Here is a 17,686-nt window from a genome sequence, read left to right as displayed (position 1 = left end):
GCAGGGTGTGCGGCTCGACCAGTGTCGTCTGCTTAATCGCTGTCGGGAAGTGTATCTGCCGAAAATCCACTGACGTTAGTGACAATCAGTATTCGACTATTTGAAAGTGTTGCGCTAAATCCGGGGGCGACCAGTCAATGATCTCGGAAAGCTCATCTTTGGCACGCAAGCGGTGCCTTGGGCTGATACTCGTGAGAGAAATCAGTGGGGTGTGCTCGTCAGTAGCCTTGAAAGGCTCGTCAGAAAAGACGTGCACCGCTGGCAAAAGAGCCAGGTCTGACGCGGTGAAGCAGATTTGTCTCGGTCGCGTCTGCGGCTTTGACAGTGAAGCATCAAGCGTTTTACGCAAATGCCATAAGCCCGGCTTGGAGCCGGGCTTGGCAGAAGCTTGCTACGATCGTCTGTGTATTAGTACAGACGAACGGCGCGGCGCTGTTCGCGCTGAACTTTCTTGGCGTGACGCTTAACAGCGGCTGCTGCTTTGCGCTTACGCTCAGAAGTTGGCTTCTCGTAAAATTCGCGGCTACGAACTTCAGCCAGTACACCGGCTTTTTCGCAGGAGCGCTTGAAACGACGCAGAGCTACGTCGAAGGGTTCGTTCTCTTTTACTTTGACGGCTGGCATCCAGAGCTACCTTCATTCATTACCGGGGTCAACATCCTCGCGGCAAAAGAGCACTTGAAGACGTCGGTTTTTAAGGGTTGCGGATGTTAACCCCTCATCGCTCGGAATGCAAAGCCTCTGATCGAAAACCGCTGGTCGGGGCATCACGCGACGACTATTATGCGCGCCTTCGAATTCAGCCTAAACAAGGCGCAAACCCATGCTAGTACTGGGATTAGAAACCTCCTGCGACGAAACCGGTGTCGCACTTTACGACAGTGAGCGCGGCCTGCTGGCCGACGCGCTGTTCAGTCAGATCGACCTGCATCGCGCCTATGGCGGTGTGGTGCCGGAACTGGCCTCGCGCGATCACGTCAAGCGCATGCTGCCCCTGATTCGTCAGGTGTTGGCGGAGGCCGGCTGCGTGCCGACCGAGATCGACGCGATCGCCTACACCGCGGGTCCTGGCCTTGTCGGGGCATTGTTGGTGGGTGCTTCCTGCGCCCAGGCGCTGGCCTTTGCCTGGGGCATTCCGGCGTTGGGCGTGCACCACATGGAAGGTCACTTGCTAGCGCCGATGCTGGAGTCGCAACCACCGGAATTCCCGTTCGTCGCTTTGTTGGTGTCCGGTGGTCATACACAGCTCGTACAGGTCGATGGAATCGGTCAATACACACTGTTGGGCGAGACCCTCGACGATGCCGCGGGCGAGGCGTTCGACAAGACCGCGAAGATGATGGGGCTCAATTATCCGGGTGGCCCGGAAATCGCTCGCCTGGCGGAGCAGGGCGTCGCAGGACGTTATACGTTCCCGCGTCCGATGTGCGACCGTCCTGGGCTGGCTTTCAGCTTCAGCGGCCTGAAAACCTTCGCCCTGAACACCTGGCAGCAGAGTGTCAGCGCCGGGGACGACAGCGAGCAAGCCCGTTGCGACATCTCGCTGGCGTTCCAGGAAGCCGTGGTGGAGACTTTGACCATCAAGTGCAAGCGTGCCCTCAAGGCCGCTGGCATGAAGCGATTGGTGATCGCCGGTGGCGTGAGTGCCAACAAGGCTTTGCGCACTTCACTGGAAAAGATGCTCGGCGACATGAGGGGCGATGTTTTTTATGCCCGCCCGCAGTTCTGTACCGATAATGGCGCAATGATCGCGTTTGCCGGTTGCCAGCGCTTGCAGGCCGGTCAGCACGAAAGCCTGGCAATCAGCGTGCAGGCACGCTGGCCGATGGAGCAGTTGTCGGCGCTGTAATGAGCGGTGCTCATGCCGGGCATTTAAAAATGCCGTTCGCGCCCTGCAAACAGGTCGCGTAGATTGCCGCGATGACGCCAGACGATCAAACCCGTAAGCGTGCTCATGGGCAGCAGTGCCGCCGGTTCCTGCCAGGCGAGCAGCGGCAGGGTCAGCGGCGTGGCAATGAGGGCGGCCAGCGAGCTGGTGCGTGTCAGGTAGAATGTCAGCAGCCAGGTGCAGACTGCCAGCAAAGCGGCAGGCGGATACAGGCCCAGCAACATGCCGGCCGCGGTGGCAACACCCTTGCCACCGCGAAAGCGGAAGTACAGCGGGAACAGGTGGCCGATGACGGCACTTACGCCGATCCAGGCCTGATCCTGCAACGAAAGACCTGCAACGCCGGCGATCAGGACCGGTAACAGGCCTTTGCAGAGATCGCCGAGCAAGGTCAGGATGGCGAGTTTCTTGCCGGCCAGGCGCAACATGTTGGTGGCGCCGGCATTGCCTGAACCACTCATTCGCGGGTCGGGATTACCCGTCAGGCGGCTGAGCAAAATGGCGAAGGACAGAGAGCCGAGCAGGTAGGCGAGGATCGCCAATAACCAAAACATGCTAACTATTCCGGGCGAGGACGCCCTGATTCTAACGGCGCAAAGCGCCCTTGTCGTGTAGCGGAGAAAAGTGCTTGGACAGAGTGTTTATCGAAGGCCTGGAAGTCGACACCGTGATCGGTGCCTACGACTGGGAGCGAGGCATCCGACAGTGCTTGCGTCTCGATCTGAGTTTCGCCTGGGATAATCGTCCGGCAGCCGCCGGCGACGACCTGACCCTGGCGCTCGATTACGCGAGCGTTTCGTCGCGTATCCAGGCCTTTGCCGAGCAGGCGCAGTATCAATTGGTCGAGACCTTTGCCGAGCGCCTGGTTGAAGTGCTGATGAGCGAATTCAAGATCACCTGGATGCGCCTCAAGCTGACCAAGCCGGGTGCGGTTCCTGCCGCTACAGGCGGCGTGGGCGTGGAGATCGAGCGCGGATGTCGCTGACTCAGGTGTACCTCGGGCTCGGTAGCAACATTGAGCGCGAATCCCATTTGCGGGCCGGCCTGGATGCCTTGGCCGGGTTTCTTGTGGATATCCATTGCTCGCCGGTTTTCGAAAGCCAGCCAGTGGGGATCAAGAGCGGACCGTTTTTCAATTTCGTGGTGTCGGCCTTCACCGATCTGCCTTTGATGGAGCTGGATCGCCGGCTGAAATTCATCGAGGCCGACAATGGTCGCTACGCGCCGGATCGCAAGGGATTGCCGCTGGACATCGATGTACTGCTGTTTGGCGATCTGGTGGGCAACTTCGATGGCTTGATCCTGCCGCGGGCGGAAATCCTGAAAAATGCCTTCGTGTTGTGGCCGTTATCGATGATTGCGCCAGATCGGGTGCATCCGGGGGTAGGAAAAAACTTTGCCACCCTTTGGAGTGAAGCGCGGATCGATCAGGTGTTGGCGCCGGTTGCGTTTGAATGGCGTGGGGAGCCATTGACCCCTTCGGGTTTGCTCTAGAACAAAGAATCGGCTCCTACAGGGATTAGAGGTGTTCAACCTGTAGGAGCTGCCGAAGGCTGCGATCTTTTGATTTCGTTTAGCTGTTTTCCTTATACGCCTTCAAGGCCTTGAGCCGCTCGCGCTTGATGGCCTCGCCCAACTCCGGCCCCTTGAACCCCTTCTCCAGCAATGGCTGAACCGCCACGCCACGCGCCGCATTGGCCGCTCCGCGTAAATAATCCGCTTGTGGATAACTGCGCTGCTCCAGGCCTTCGCGCCCACGGGCGTCCATCTCGCACGCCGCAATGAATTCCTCGAACCGCTGTGGTCGACGGTAAACGTCGAAGCGTTGCAGCAATTCGAGCAAAGTCGATGGCTTCAACTCCAGGGCGCGGTGACCGTGGGTGTGATATTCGCCCACCAGCAGCGCCAGTTCCTGGCAATCCCTGGGCGCCTTGAAGCGTTCGTTGACCGCTTTGATCAACTTGAGCCCCTTGAACTCGTGGGCAATGTGCCGTGGCCATTCCTCCTCCGGCGTCAGCCCTTTGCCCAGGTCATGCAGCAGGCAGGCCCAGCGCACTGTCAGCGGTTGTTTGTGCTGTGCCGCCTGTTTAAGCACGCTGAGGGTGTGTACGCCCGTGTCGATTTCCGGATGATGAACCTCCGGTTGCGGTACGCCGAACAGCGCATCGATCTCCGGCATCAGTACCTTGAGCGCGCCACACGCGCGCAGCACTTCAATGAACACCTGGGGCTGGTTTTCCATCAGTGCGCGACAAATCTCTTTCCAGCTCCGTTCCGCTGTCAGGGCTTCAAGTTCGCCTGATTCGCTGAGTTGGCGCATCAGCTCCAGTGTTTCCGGGGCAACCTGAAAACCTAACTCGGCATAGCGCGCAGCAAAGCGGGCAACACGCAGGACCCTGAGGGGATCTTCGGCAAATGCAGGGGAAACGTGACGAAGCACGCGTGCTTCGAGGTCGCGTTGTCCGTGGTAGGGGTCGGTCAGGTTCTGTTGATCGTCCTCCGCCATGGCGTTGATCGTCAGGTCGCGGCGGATCAGGTCTTCTTCGAGGGTGACTTCGGGGCTGGCGTGAAAAGTGAAACCACCGTAACCGCGTCCGCTTTTGCGTTCAGTTCTGGCGAGGGCGTACTCCTCACCGGTCTTGGGGTGAAGAAATACCGGGAAATCCGCGCCTACCGGGCGAAAGCCCTGGGCGAGCATCTCTTCAGTGGTGGCGCCGACCACGACCCGGTCGACGTCGGTGACAGGTATGCCTAGCAGGCGGTCGCGTACCGCACCGCCGACTTTATAGATCCGCATAAAAAACCTCCGTTAGCTCGACAGGATAACCGTTGCGTCGAGCTTTCGGAGGCGCTGACGGTATCAAAGATGGATGACGGCCAGGTCTAGCCGGCCGTAATCGCCTTCGCTGTGCTCGCTTCTGGGGGGTACATGATGGGTTTTCATCACCTGGTCTCCTTGCAGGGTCTCCAGGTGAATATCGAAGCCCCAGAGGCGGTGCAGGTGCTTGAGCACCTCCTCGGTGGATTCTCCCAGCGGTTTACGGTCGTGTTGCTGGTGGCGCAGGGTCAGAGAGCGATCGCCGCGGCGGTCGATGCTGTAGATCTGCACGTTGGGTTCGCGATTGCCCAGGTTGTACTGGGCTGCCAGGGTTTCACGGATGGTCCGGTAGCCGCCCTCGTCGTGAATGGCCGGCACCAGCAAGTCGTCTTTCTGGTCGTCATCAAGGATGCTGAACAGCTTCAGATCGCGGATCACTTTGGGTGACAGGTACTGCAGGATAAAACTTTCATCCTTGAAGCTGCTCATGGCGAACTTGATGGCCGCTAGCCAGTCGGTGCCGGCGATATCCGGGAACCAGCGATAGTCTTCTTCAGTGGGCTCCTCGCACATGCGCCGGATGTCGCGATACATGGCGAAACCCAGTGCGTACGGATTGATGCCGCTGTAGTAAGGGCTGTCAAAGCCGGGCTGGAACACCACGCTGGTGTGAGATGTCAGGAACTCCATCATGAAGCCATCGGTGACCAGGCCTTCGTCGTAGAGGTCGTTCATCAGGGTGTAGTGCCAGAATGTGGCCCAGCCCTCGTTCATCACCTGGGTCTGGCGCTGAGGATAAAAGTACTGGGCGATCTTGCGCACGATACGCACGATTTCCCGTTGCCAGGGCTCCAGCAGCGGCGCGTGTTTTTCGATGAAGTACAGGATGTTTTCCTGGGGTTCGGCGGGGAAGCGCGCGTTATCCTTGTCGCTGTACTTGTCCGCGCCCTTGGGAATGGTGCGCCACAGGTCATTGATCTGTTTCTGCAAGTGTTCTTCCCGGTCCTTTTGCCGACGACGCTCTTCTTCGGCGGAAATCGGATAGGGGCGTTTGTAACGGTCGACACCGTAGTTCATCAGGGCATGGCAGGAATCGAGCAGATCCTCGACCGCGTCGATGCCGTGACGCTCCTCGCACTGCATGATGTACTGCTTGGCGAAAACCAAATAATCGATGATCGAACTGGCGTCAGTCCAGGTGCGGAACAGGTAGTTGCCTTTGAAGAAGCTGTTGTGTCCGTAGCAGGCATGGGCCACGACCAGTGCCTGCATGCAGATGGTGTTTTCTTCCATCAGGTAGGCAATGCAGGGGTCAGAATTGATCACGATCTCGTAGGCCAGCCCCATCTGGCCGCGGGAGTATGACTTTTCGGTGCTAAGGAAGTGTTTGCCGTAGGACCAGTGGTGATAACCCAGCGGCATGCCGACAGAGGCGTAGGCATCCATCATCTGTTCGGCGGTGATCACTTCGATCTGGTTAGGGTAGGTATCGAGCGCGTAGCGAGCCGCGATACGACTGATTTCACGGTCGTAGGCCTGAATCAGCTCGAACGTCCACTCGGAGCCGGTGGAAATGGGTTGGCGCTTCTGCTCTTTGGCGGTCATGTCACTAACCTGCGCTGGAAGAGTTCACGGAAGACCGGGTAGATATCGCCGGCCGAGACCAATTGTTGCTGGGCAAAAGTGTCGGAAAAGGCTTCGGCGATGCGCTCGTATTCGAACCACAGGGCCTGGTGTTCGCGTGGCGTTATCTCAACATAAGTGTAGTACTGCACGAACGGCATGATCTGGTTGATCAGGATGTCGCGGCAGATCGGCGAGTCATCGTTCCAGTTATCGCCGTCGGAGGCCTGGGCGGCGTAGATGTTCCATTCGTTGGCGGGGTAGCGCTCGGCCATGATCTCCTGCATCAGTTTCAGGGCGCTGGAAACGATGGTCCCGCCGGTTTCGCGGGAGTAGAAAAACTCCTCTTCGTCCACTTCGCGGGCGCTGGTGTGGTGGCGAATGAATACGACGTCGATCTTGTCGTAGTTACGCTTGAGAAACAGATACAGCAAGATGAAGAAGCGCTTGGCGATATCCTTGGTGGCTTGGGTCATGGAGCCGGACACGTCCATCAGGCAAAACATCACTGCCTTCGAACTGGGGTTGGGTTGTTTGATCAGCAGGTTGTACTTCAGATCGAAAGTGTCGAGAAATGGCACGCGATGGATGCGTGCGCTGAGTTTCTCGATTTCTGCTTCGAGCGCCTGAATATCGCCGAAGTTGTCGGGTTCTTCCTGCTTCAATCGCAGGAGTTCTTCCTTGGCTTCGCGCAGTTTCGCCCGGCTGCTGCCGGACAGGGCGATACGCCGTGCATGGGCTGAACGCAGGGTGCGGATGATGTTGATCCGCGACGGGTTGCCCTCGTTGCTGATCCCGGCGCGAACAGTCTTGAAGGTGTCGGTGCCGGTCAGGTTGCGCTTGACCAGATTGGGCAGTTCGAGGTCTTCGAACATGAACTCGAGGAATTCTTCCTGGGTGATCTGGAAGACGAATTCGTCCATCCCTTCGCCCGAGTTGCCGGCCTTGCCAGGTCCCCTGCCTCCGCCGCCTCCGGGCGGACGGGCAATGTGCTCGCCGCTGGTGAACTCCTTGTTGCCCGGGTGCACGACGGTCTGCTTGCCGCCACGGCCGTGGTGAAGCACCGGTTCATCGATGTCCCGCCCGGGAATGCTGATTTGCTCGCCGTGTTCCATATCTGTGATGGAACGCCGGCTGACCGCCTCTTCGACAGCCTTTTTGATGTGATCACGGTAACGCCGCAGAAACCGCTGGCGGTTCACCGTGCTCTTGTTCTTGCCATTGAGACGTCGGTCGATCACATAGCTCATGACTGCTCCTTGGAAGCTGTCCTGAAAGGGGCAAGCGCTCAAGCAGCAGCGAACCACGTGCCAAGGGATAATCACGCTCCCCCGAGCGCTGAGGATACTGCCTGGACCTCGCTACCGACTTTCGAACACTTCCAGAGGCCTGTGTAGCAGAAAAAGCGTAAACAGGCCCCTGGCTGACGACAACCGGTCTGACCGGCAGCGGGTTATTGTGATTTTCTGACCCGCAGGTACCACTCGGAGAGCAGCCGTACCTGTTTGTCGGTGTAACCCCGCTCGACCATCCGTGTGACGAAGTCGTTGTGTTTTTGCTGGTCTTCTTTGCTGGCCTTGGCGTTGAAGCTGATGACCGGCAGCAGGTCTTCGGTGTTGGAGAACATTTTCTTCTCGATAACCACCCGCAGTTTTTCGTAGCTGAGCCAGGTCGGGTTCTTGCCGTTGTTGTTGGCACGGGCGCGCAGAACGAAGTTGACGATTTCGTTGCGGAAATCCTTCGGATTGCTGATACCGGCCGGTTTTTCGATTTTTTCCAGCTCCTCGTTCAGTGCCACGCGATTGAGGATTTCGCCGGTTTCCGGGTCGCGGTATTCCTGGTCCTGGATCCAGAAGTCGGCGTACAGCACATACCGATCGAAGATGTTCTGGCCATATTCGCTGTAAGACTCGAGGTAGGCGGTCTGGATCTCCTTGCCGATGAATTCGATATAACGCGGTGCCAGGTACTCCTTGAGGAAGCGCAAGTAGCGTTCGCGGGTCTCAGCCTGGAATTGTTCCTGTTCGATCTGTTGTTCCAGCACGTAGAGCAGGTGCACCGGGTTGGCGGCGATTTCGTGCGGGTCGAAGTTGAAAACCTTCGACAGGATCTTGAACGCGAAGCGGGTCGACAGACCATTCATGCCTTCGTCGACTCCGGCATTGTCACGGTATTCCTGGATCGACTTGGCCTTAGGATCGGTGTCCTTGAGGTTTTCGCCGTCGTACACGCGCATCTTGGAGTAGATGTTCGAGTTTTCCGGCTCTTTCAGGCGAGAGAGTACGGTGAACTGGGCAAGCATTTTCAAGGTGTCAGGTGCGCAATGGGCCTTGGCCAGTGAGCTGTTGAACAGCAGTTTGTCGTAGATCTTCACTTCGTCGCTGACCCGTAGGCAGTACGGCACTTTGACGATGTAGATCCGGTCGATAAACGCTTCGTTGTTCTTGTTGTTGCGGAAGGTATGCCATTCCGATTCGTTGGAGTGGGCCAGCAGGATACCGGTGAACGGGATCGCCCCCAGGCCTTCGGTACTGTTGTAGTTGCCTTCCTGGGTAGCGGTCAGCAGTGGGTGCAGCACCTTGATCGGCGCCTTGAACATTTCGACGAATTCCATCAGGCCCTGGTTGGCCCGGCACAGTGCACCCGAGTAGCTGTAGGCGTCGGCGTCGTTCTGCGGGAATTCTTCCAGTTTGCGAATATCGACCTTGCCCACCAGTGCCGAGATGTCCTGGTTGTTTTCATCGCCCGGTTCGGTTTTGGCCACGGCGATCTGGTTGAGGATCGACGGGTAAAGTTTCACCACGCGGAACTGGCTGATGTCGCCACCGAATTCAGCGAGGCGCTTGGTCGCCCAGGGCGACATGATGGTATTGAGGTAGCGCCGTGGAATACCGAAATCTTCTTCGAGGATCGCGCCATCTTCGGTGGCGTTGAACAGACCCAGGGGCGATTCGAAGACCGGCGAACCCTTGATTGCGTAAAAGGGCACTCTTTCCATCAGTTGCTTGAGTTTTTCGGCCAGGGACGATTTACCACCCCCGACGGGGCCGAGCAGGTAGAGGATCTGTTTCTTCTCTTCCAGACCCTGGGCCGCATGACGGAAATACGACACGATCTGGTCGATGCATTCTTCCATCCCGTGGAAGTCTTCAAAGGCCGGATAGCGGCGGATGACCTTGTTGGAGAAGATTCGCGACAGCCTCGAGTTGGTCGAGGTGTCGAGCAGCTCCGGTTCACCGATGGCCAGGAGCAAACGCTCGGCGGCGGAAACGTAGGCGCTACGGTCCTGTTTGCACAGTTCCAGGTACTCTTGCAGCGAGAGTTCTTCCTGGCGTGTGGACTCGAAACGTTGTTGGAAGTGGCTAAAGATACTCATGACGTCACCTCGCTCGATACGTGGAGCCGACGCCGGATCACTCAGTCGATGCTGGCAGCAACCGAACAGGCAGTCGCTGTTTACCCCCCAGAACTCTTTCGAAGCTCACTGCTGCGAAAGCTACTCCCGATGATCCGCGCGCCGGTGTACCGGCTCTCCCCTGTTTTGGATGGCCTGCGCTTAAGGATAGTTGGGAATTCGGGAGGTAAAGGCGAGATACGCAATTAGTTGTGGCAGACCGTTCGTCTGCCACCGCGCTAGCCCGCGCAACTCGGGGGGTTGCGCGTTACAAAAATATTATTCGGAGGTGCCTTGCGCTGTTTCTGAAGGAAAAGTCGTACGCCACAATTCAAAACCGCCATCCAGGCTGTAGACGTCGGAGAAGCCTTGGCTGATCAGGTAGGCGGCGGCGCTCTGGCTGGAGTTGCCGTGGTAGCAGACCACCACGATCGGTGCGTCAAGGTCGGCAGCGCGGATGAAGTCAGAGATCGAATGGTTGTCCAGATGCGTCGAACCGCTGATGTGCAGGGCGGCGTAGGTGGCCGGGTCGCGGATATCGACCACGACGGCGCCTTGTTCGCGCAAGGCATGTGCCTGTTCCGGGGGAATGCGTTTGAATTCGCTCATGGCGGGCTCCTGTGGCTCGGCTGAAAGCGCAGTCTAGCGCGGGGCGCTGACTGACGATGGTTCGGAAATTCGTGGGGCGACTGGTGGCTGGACGGCATGGCCGTGCTCATCGCATTGGCAGGACACGCGCTCGAAGGTGTCGACATTCATCAGGGTCAGGGCGCCGCCCCAGACGCAGCCGGTATCGAGGGCCGAAATACCCGGCTCAAGCACTTTGCCTTCCAGTGCTGCCCAGTGGCCAAAGATGATCTTCAGGCCCTTGGTCTTGCGGTCCTTGTGCTGGAACCAGGGCTTGTAACCCGGTGGCGCACTGTCCAGGCCTTCCTTGCTCTTGAGATCAAGCTTGCCTTCGGCGGTACAGAAACGCATCCGGGTGAAATAGTTGGTGATCACCCGCAAGCGAGTCACGCCTTTGAGGTCGCTGTCCCATTTGGCCGGATCGTTGCCGTACATGCCGTCGAGGTAGGGCGCAAACAGGTTGTCATCGCGCAGGGCTGCCTCGACCTCGGCGGCGCACTTCAGGGCTTTGCGCAGCGACCACTGTGGCGGAATGCCGGCATGGACCAGGGCGACATTACGTTGCTCGTCGTAATGCATGAGTTTTTGCTGTCGCAGCCATTCCAGCAACTCGGCGCGATCCGGTGCTTCGATGATCTCGCGCAGGGTGTCGGCTTTCTTCAGGCGTTCGATGTTCTGTCCGGCGGCCAGCAAGTGCAGGTCGTGATTGCCAAGTACGACAACCAGCGATTCGCGGATGCTATAGAGAAAACGCAAGGTATCGAGCGATTGCGGACCACGGTTGACCAGATCGCCGACCAGCCACAGGCGGTCCTTCACCGGATCGAACGCCACTTGCTTGAGCAGGCATTGCAGGGCTTGCAGGCAACCCTGCAGATCGCCGACGGCATACGTCGTCATTAGTGCAGGGCTCCGGGCACCGCCAGACGGAACGGCGCGATGATGGCATCGAAATGTTTTCCGTCGTCGGCGATCATCTGATAGCTGCCTTGCATGGTCCCCACCTTGGTGGTCATGACTGTGCCGCTGCTATAGGTGTGACTCTTGCCAGCCTCGATCAAGGGTTGCTGGCCAACCACGCCCGCCCCACGAACCTCTTCGACATGCCCGTCGCCATCGGTGATGACCCAGTGTCGTGACAACAGCTTGGCGGGTATCAGGCCATTATTTTGCACGGTGATGGTGTAGGCGAAGGCAAAGCGGTCTTGATCGGGTTGCGATTGTTCTGCCAGATAGCGGGTGACGACGCTGACGTCGACCTGATAACGAGGATCGGACATGCAAGAGGCCTTAAAAACGAAGCGGGACGCGGGGCGTAGCTGATGGAACTCAGTCTAGGCCAAGTACCGGGTAGTAAACCAGACATGGGCGCTGGTGTCCTACCCGATAACGCATCAGGCCTGTCAGGCGTCCGCAGGTTTTTGTAGGGATTGTTCGCTGAGCTTGTCAGCGAGGCGCACAAAGGCTGCCAGGTCGAGCTGCTCGGGACGTAGGCTGCCGTCGACGCCGGCGGCTTCGATTTCGGCGTTGCTCAGCAGCAGCTTGAGGGTGTTGCGTAACGTCTTGCGCCGCTGGTTGAAGGCTTCGCGCACGACGCGCTCCAGCAGTCGGTGGTCCTTGGCCGGGTGAGGCAGTACCGCGTGGGGCACCAGGCGCACGATGGCCGAGTCGACTTTCGGCGGCGGGTTGAACGCGCCCGGGCCGACGTTGAACAGATGATCGACGCGGCAGTGGTACTGAACCATGATCGACAAACGGCCCCAGTCACCACCACCAGGCCCTGCCGCCAGGCGCTCAACCACTTCTTTCTGCAGCATGAAATGCATGTCGCGAATCAGGTGGGCGTTGTGCAGCAGGTGGAAAATCAGCGGTGTAGAGATGTTGTAGGGCAGGTTGCCGACCACGCGCAGGCTGTTGGGCGCAGCGTTCAGGCTATTGAAGTCGAACTTCAGCGCATCACCCTGATGCAGGTTGAAGTTGCTCTTGTCGGCGAACTGCTGGTTGAGGATCGGAATCAGGTCTTTGTCCAGCTCGACCACGTCCAGCTGGGCGCCACTGCCGAGCAGGCCCTTGGTCAGCGCACCCTGGCCCGGGCCGATTTCCAGCATCCGGTCTTCGGGTTTGGCGTGGATGGAGCGCAGGATGCGGTCGATAACGCCGGCATCGTGCAGGAAGTTCTGGCCAAAGCGTTTGCGCGCCTTGTGTTGGTATTGCTCGGTCATAAACGGGTCTCGGCCATCTGATAGGCGGTTTCCAGGGCGACTTGCAGGCTGCCGGTGTCGATTTTGCCGCTGCCGGCCAGATCCAGGGCGGTGCCGTGGTCGACCGAAGTGCGGATGATCGGCAAGCCCAGTGTCACGTTGACTGCCGCGCCGAAACCTTTGTATTTCAGCACAGGCAAGCCCTGGTCGTGGTACATCGCCAGCACTGCGTCGCAGTGCTCCAGATATTTGGGGGTAAACAGCGTGTCGGCGGGCAGGGGGCCACGCAGGTCCATGCCTTCGCCGCGCAGGCGCTCTAATGTGGGTTCGATGATATCGATTTCTTCATGGCCCAGGTGTCCGCCTTCACCGGCGTGGGGATTGAGCCCGCAGACCAGGATGCGTGGCTGGGCAATGCCGAATTTTTCTTGCAGGTCTGTGTGCAGGATTCGGGTAACCCGCTCCAGGCGCTCCGGCGTGATCGCATCGGCAATCTCGCGCAGGGGCAGGTGGGTAGTCACCAGTGCCACGCGCAATCCGCGAGTGGCAAGCATCATGACCACTTGCATGGTATGGGTAAGGTCGGCGAGGAATTCCGTATGCCCGGAAAAGGCGATGCCGGATTCGTTGATCACGCCCTTGTGCACCGGGGCGGTGATCATGCCGGCGAAATGCCCGTCCAGGCAGCCCTGGCCGGCTCGGGTCAGGGTTTCCAGAACGAAAGCGGCATTGGCCTTGTCCAGTTGCCCGGCAACGACCCTGGCGTTCAGCGGTGTATCCCAGACATACAGGCTATTGGCGGGCGCGGGCGCGTCCGGCCAGTTATCCGGTGTGACCGCCAGCAAGTCGACAGCCACCCCCAGTTGCGCGGCCCGCTCAAGGAGCAGGTCGCGACTGGTAATCGCTATCAGGGGGTGTGGCTGGGCTTGCGAGGCGAGCAGCAGGCACAGGTCGGGACCTATGCCGGCTGGTTCGCCGGGTGTCAGCGCGAAACGTTTAGGTTTCACTGCGCTGCCTGGTCGGCGCCAGGGAGTTTGATTTCTACGTACGCTTCATCACGGATCTGACGCAGCCAGGTTTGCAGCTCTTCGTCGTACTTGCGATTGCGCAGTACGGTCATGGCTTGCTGCTCGCGAGCCTGAGTCGTGCTGTCGGTGGCGCGACGGCCGAGCACTTCCAGCACGTGCCAGCCATATTGCGTCTGGAACGGCTTGGACAGCTGACCTTGCGGGGTCTTGGCCATCACTTCGCGGAACTCCGGAACCAGTGCGTTCGGGTCGATCCAGTTCAGGTCGCCGCCGTTGAGGGCCGAGCCCGGGTCTTCCGAGAAACTCTTGGCCAGCTCGCCGAAATCTTCGCCTGCTTCAATGCGGGCATAGAGCGATTCAGCCAACGCCTTGGTCTTGGCTTCGTCGCGAATCGGGCTCGGCTTGACCAGAATGTGCCGTACATGCACTTCATCACGCACCTGAGCTTCACCGCCACGCTTGTCGGTGATCTTCAGGATGATGAAGCCGCCCGGTGTGCGCATGGGCTGGGTGATATCACCGACGGCCATGGTGCTCAGCAGGCGATCGAACGGAGGCGGCAGTTGAGCGGCTTTACGCCAGCCCATGTCACCACCTTCCAGTGCGGTTTCGCTGGCGGATTTGGCAATGGCCAACTGACCGAAGTCAGCGCCTTGCTTGAGTTGCTGGTAAACCGCGTCAGCCTGCTTGGCGGCATTCTGAATCGCGTCGGAATTGGCGCTTTCCGGCGTAGGAATCAGGATGTTGGACAGGCGGAACTCTTCAGACAGCTGCATCTTGCCAAGGTCAGACGCCAGGAAGTTCTTCACTTCCTGCTCGGACACCTGGATGCGCTCGGCCACACGGCGCTGACGCACACGGCTGATGACCATTTCGCGACGAATCTGATCACGCGCGTCGTCGTAAGACAGGCCGTCGCGGGTCAGGGCTGCGCGGAATTGCTCAACCGACATGTTGTTGCGCTGGGCGATAGTGCCGACAGCCTGGTTCAGCTCTTCATCGGTGATACGGATACCGGAACGCTCGCCGATCTGCAGTTGCAGGTTCTCGACGATCAGGCGCTCAAGCACCTGTTGCTCCAGCACGCTGGCCGGCGGTACCGCCGAGCCACGTTTGGCGATGGTTTGCTGAACTTCATGAACCCGTTGGTCCAGTTGACTCTGCATGACCACGTCGTTGTCGACGATGGCCACCACTTTATCGATGGACTGTACCGCGGCGCTGGCCGCGGTGCTCAGGAACAGCGCGCCCAGCATCAGCGGGCGCAGACAATCAGAAAGCTTGGTCTTCACGTTCACGATAACCTTGAATGCCCTTGTCTAGGAAACTCTCAACTTTGGAGCCAGTGAGGCCGCCGAGTCCCTTCAGAACAATTTGGAGGAAGACGCCATGGTCGCCTTTTTCGTTTTGCGGTGCTTCCTGGCTGAACTCTTCATAATCGACCCAGTAACGGTTGATCAGGCGCAGTTTCCAGCAGCAGTTGTCGTACTCGAAGCCACCGAAGGCCTCCAGTGTACGGTTGCGGTTGTAGTCGTACTGCCAGCGGCTGATGACATTCCATTGCGGCACGACCGGCCAGATCACCGAGAAGTCGTGCTGTTCGATCTTGTAGTAGTCCTTCACGTAGCCAGGCTGGCCTGGAACGCCATAGTCGCCGCCGCCCACCTGCCATTGACCGGTGTTCTGGTCGTAGCGAACCTGGTCATTACGATAGCGATAGCCGGCGTTGATGACCTTGTTCGGGTTGTCTTCAGGCTGGTAATGGAACATCGCGCTGCCCGAGCGAGGGCTGTGGCTGTCCGGGTCCCAGTTGTAGTCGGCAGTGGTGCGCCAATCGCGGTTCCAGCGATATTCGTATTCCAGCGCATAAGGCGACACATTGGCGTGCGCATCATCGCGGGTTTTTGCATCGATACCCGGCAACTGGACTTCGCGATCCTTGAAGTACAGGGCCTGGCCGACGCTGATGCGTTGACGCTCGAAACCGTCGTCTTCGATCCAGCGGCTGGTCACGCCCAGCGACAGCTTGTTCTCGTCACCGACACGGTCAGAGCCAGAGAAGCGGTTATCGCGGAACAGCGATGCATAGTTGAAGGTGTATTCGCTGGTGTCGAACACTGGAATGTCTTCCTGGTCCTTCTCGGGTACGTAGAGATAGAACAGGCGTGGTTCCAGGGTCTGGCGGTAGTTCTTGCCGAACCAGTTGGTATTGCGGTCGAAGTACAGGCCGCTGTCGATGCTGGCGATCGGCACACCACGGCTCTGACTGCTGCCGAAGGTGCCGTTGAGGCGGTCCTGTTCTGCGGTTTGTGCGGCAACCTGGCCTTTACCGATGCTGTCCAGGTCCAGATCGTACTGCGTGTACTGGTACTTGAGTTTTGGCTTCAGGAAGCCATAAGTCCATTCCAGCGGCAGGGCGACGGCGGGCGCCACGTTGAGACGATCACCGTTGGCGCGAGCCAGGCCTTGAACGTTGGTGTCGAGACGCGGGGAGACGTTACCGTCTTCATCGGTGAAGTTGCCGTTCTTCAGGTCCCGGTCGAACCGCACGATTTCGGTGTTGTAGGAGAAATCCAGACCGTTTGGGTGATACGGCAGCGCACCGTCGAAGGTGATCTGCGGCAGGCGGTCATATGGCGTGATGTTCGACACGGTCGCCAGCTGGTAGGCCTGGGCGTTCACGCGGGCGGTGTAGCTGTCGCCACGATAGGTAACGGAGCCCTGCTGGTTCACGTAGTCGGCGCTTTTCACACCGATCTGGTCAGTCTGCAGATCCTGGAAGTAATAAGGATCGCTGATCTTGGTGTAATCGACTTGCGTGAGTACGCGAGAGTCGAGACCACCTTTGTGCTGCCAGTTATACATGTAGCGGGTTTTTTCGTAATCGGTCTGCAGCTTGCGATCGTCGTCCTCGTCGTTGAGGTAGGCGGCGCCGAACTGACCTTCGCTGGATTGGGTCAGGTAGCGGAATTCGCCTTCCATCAACAGGCCGCGCTTGCTCATGTAGCGCGGGTACAACGTGGCATCGTAGTTCGGTGCCAGGTTGAAGTAATACGGCGTTACGAGCAGGAAGCCGGTATCGCTGCCGCTGCCGATGGTCGGCGGCAGGAAGCCGGACTGGCGACGGTCGTCGATCGGGAAATAGATGTACGGGGTATACAGGACCGGAATGTCCTTGACCCGCAAGGTCACGTTGGTCGCGGTACCGAAACCGGTCGCCGGGTTCAAGGTGATGTTGTTGCCCTTGAGCTGCCAGGCATTGCTGTTCGGCTCGCACGTGGTGTACGTACCATCCTTGAGGCGGATGATCGCGTTCTCGGCACGTTTGGCGTACAGCGCGTTACCGCGGATGCGGGATTTGTGCATCACGTATTCGGCGTTATCGACCTTGGCTTCACCGGTATCGAGCTGTACGTCCGCGTGGTCGCCCACGATCAGGGCACCGTTGTCACGAATGCGCACGTTGCCGGCCAGTTCGCCACGGTTCTCCGCCTGGTACAGGTTGGCTTCGTCGGCTTCGACCTGCATGCTGCCCTGGCGCATGACCACGTCACCGGCCAGGGTGGCTACTTGCTCATCCTGCTTGTAGCGGGACGCTTTCGCGCCGATAAAGGTAGGCGCGTCACTTTTACTCGTCTTGTCATTCATGCCAGGACGAATCGGTTCGATATAGGAACCAGAGCAGTAAGGACCGGTTTCGGCCAATTGAGCTGCAGTGAGTTGCTCGCGGGGAACCCAGTCGAGGTGACTGTAGTCTTCGCTACGCGACTTCAGGCCGCGGCCCTTGGACTCGGTAACGAGCACGGTCTTGGCACCGGTGTCTTCACTGGTGCCTTCCTGTGCCGCAGCCTCGCCGGTAGCGCTGACTGCACTGCCTTCATGGACGGGACGCGGTGGCAATGCAGCCGCCGGCGACTTGGGCGCACAGTCCCAGGCACCCGAAGCAGAGACTGAGCAGTCATACTGTTCCGCGGCGACCACGAAGGAAGTGGCTAGAGGTTGCAGGGCCAGCAAACTGCCGGTCACCAACAACGGAAATTTTTTACGAAACGCGGGGGATTTCAATGCCATCTTATTAGTCCGGGCTTCCTGCGTGCCATCTGCCCG

At 58.9% G+C, this 17,686-nt stretch carries 16 protein-coding genes; 3 read left to right on the top strand and 13 right to left on the bottom strand.

Going from position 1 to position 17,686, the window contains the following annotated elements; translation table 11 throughout:
• Positions 1-408 precede the first annotated feature (408 nt).
• Complete coding sequence (rpsU, locus tag F8N66_RS29900; protein ID WP_002551877.1) at positions 409-624, bottom strand: 30S ribosomal protein S21; 216 nt, start codon at positions 622-624, stop codon at positions 409-411.
• 199 nt (positions 625-823) lie between these two features.
• Here rpsU and tsaD point away from each other — a divergent pair, with 199 nt between their 5' ends.
• On the top strand, positions 824-1,849 hold the full coding sequence (tsaD, locus tag F8N66_RS29895) for a tRNA (adenosine(37)-N6)-threonylcarbamoyltransferase complex transferase subunit TsaD (RefSeq protein WP_150773500.1): 1,026 nt from the start codon (positions 824-826) through the stop codon (positions 1,847-1,849).
• A 23-nt stretch (positions 1,850-1,872) separates the two neighbouring features.
• Here tsaD and plsY read toward each other — a convergent pair whose 3' ends face one another.
• Positions 1,873-2,442, bottom strand: coding sequence for a glycerol-3-phosphate 1-O-acyltransferase PlsY (plsY, locus tag F8N66_RS29890; protein WP_150773499.1), 570 nt, complete (start codon positions 2,440-2,442; stop codon positions 1,873-1,875).
• A gap of 74 nt (positions 2,443-2,516) precedes the next feature.
• Here plsY and folB point away from each other — a divergent pair, with 74 nt between their 5' ends.
• Entirely contained in the window at positions 2,517-2,873 is a 357-nt protein-coding gene (gene folB / locus F8N66_RS29885) for a dihydroneopterin aldolase (protein ID WP_015097071.1), read from the top strand.
• On the top strand, positions 2,864-3,382 hold the full coding sequence (gene folK / locus F8N66_RS29880; RefSeq protein ID WP_150773498.1) for a 2-amino-4-hydroxy-6-hydroxymethyldihydropteridine diphosphokinase: 519 nt from the start codon (positions 2,864-2,866) through the stop codon (positions 3,380-3,382). The genes folB and folK overlap by 10 nt, the downstream gene beginning before the upstream one ends.
• Before the next feature lie 79 nt (positions 3,383-3,461).
• Here folK and F8N66_RS29875 read toward each other — a convergent pair whose 3' ends face one another.
• The 11 genes from F8N66_RS29875 to F8N66_RS29825 all read right to left on the bottom strand — a co-directional run bounded on the left by F8N66_RS29875 (position 3,462) and on the right by F8N66_RS29825 (position 17,650).
• A complete protein-coding gene (locus F8N66_RS29875; RefSeq protein ID WP_150773497.1) occupies positions 3,462-4,685 on the bottom strand; it encodes a multifunctional CCA addition/repair protein in 1,224 nt (407 codons plus the stop codon).
• 63 nt (positions 4,686-4,748) lie between these two features.
• Entirely contained in the window at positions 4,749-6,311 is a 1,563-nt protein-coding gene (locus F8N66_RS29870; RefSeq protein WP_150773496.1) for a SpoVR family protein, read from the bottom strand.
• Positions 6,308-7,579 carry a YeaH/YhbH family protein gene (locus F8N66_RS29865; protein WP_150773495.1) on the bottom strand — a complete coding sequence of 424 codons (1,272 nt, stop codon included), beginning with the start codon at positions 7,577-7,579 and terminating at the stop codon, positions 6,308-6,310. Before F8N66_RS29865 ends, F8N66_RS29870 begins: the two co-directional genes overlap by 4 nt.
• A 203-nt stretch (positions 7,580-7,782) precedes the next feature.
• Positions 7,783-9,705, bottom strand: coding sequence for a PrkA family serine protein kinase (locus tag F8N66_RS29860; protein ID WP_150773494.1), 1,923 nt, complete (start codon positions 9,703-9,705; stop codon positions 7,783-7,785).
• A 297-nt stretch (positions 9,706-10,002) separates the two neighbouring features.
• Positions 10,003-10,332 (bottom strand): thiosulfate sulfurtransferase GlpE, encoded by a 330-nt coding sequence (glpE, locus tag F8N66_RS29855; RefSeq protein WP_150773493.1) that lies wholly within the window; start codon positions 10,330-10,332, stop codon positions 10,003-10,005.
• A 33-nt stretch (positions 10,333-10,365) separates the two neighbouring features.
• Entirely contained in the window at positions 10,366-11,250 is an 885-nt protein-coding gene (locus tag F8N66_RS29850) for a symmetrical bis(5'-nucleosyl)-tetraphosphatase (protein WP_150773492.1), read from the bottom strand.
• Positions 11,250-11,630: a Co2+/Mg2+ efflux protein ApaG gene (gene apaG, locus F8N66_RS29845; protein ID WP_150773491.1), complete on the bottom strand. Its 381-nt coding sequence runs from the start codon at positions 11,628-11,630 to the stop codon at positions 11,250-11,252. Before apaG ends, F8N66_RS29850 begins: the two co-directional genes overlap by 1 nt.
• 123 nt (positions 11,631-11,753) lie before the next feature.
• Positions 11,754-12,572: a 16S rRNA (adenine(1518)-N(6)/adenine(1519)-N(6))-dimethyltransferase RsmA gene (gene rsmA / locus F8N66_RS29840; RefSeq protein WP_150773490.1), complete on the bottom strand. Its 819-nt coding sequence runs from the start codon at positions 12,570-12,572 to the stop codon at positions 11,754-11,756.
• Positions 12,569-13,558, bottom strand: a complete 990-nt coding sequence (gene pdxA / locus F8N66_RS29835) for a 4-hydroxythreonine-4-phosphate dehydrogenase PdxA (RefSeq protein WP_150773489.1) — start codon at positions 13,556-13,558, stop codon at positions 12,569-12,571. The genes rsmA and pdxA overlap by 4 nt, the downstream gene beginning before the upstream one ends.
• A complete protein-coding gene (gene surA, locus F8N66_RS29830; RefSeq protein ID WP_150773488.1) occupies positions 13,555-14,871 on the bottom strand; it encodes a peptidylprolyl isomerase SurA in 1,317 nt (438 codons plus the stop codon). The genes pdxA and surA overlap by 4 nt, the downstream gene beginning before the upstream one ends.
• Entirely contained in the window at positions 14,852-17,650 is a 2,799-nt protein-coding gene (locus F8N66_RS29825) for an LPS-assembly protein LptD (protein ID WP_150773487.1), read from the bottom strand. Before F8N66_RS29825 ends, surA begins: the two co-directional genes overlap by 20 nt.
• Positions 17,651-17,686 lie beyond the last annotated feature (36 nt).

The organism is Pseudomonas fluorescens, assembly GCF_902498195.1.
Taxonomy (GTDB): domain Bacteria; phylum Pseudomonadota; class Gammaproteobacteria; order Pseudomonadales; family Pseudomonadaceae; genus Aquipseudomonas; species Aquipseudomonas fluorescens_BU.
Note: the sequence above shows the minus strand (reverse complement) of the source record. Positions and strands in the feature narration are given on the sequence as shown.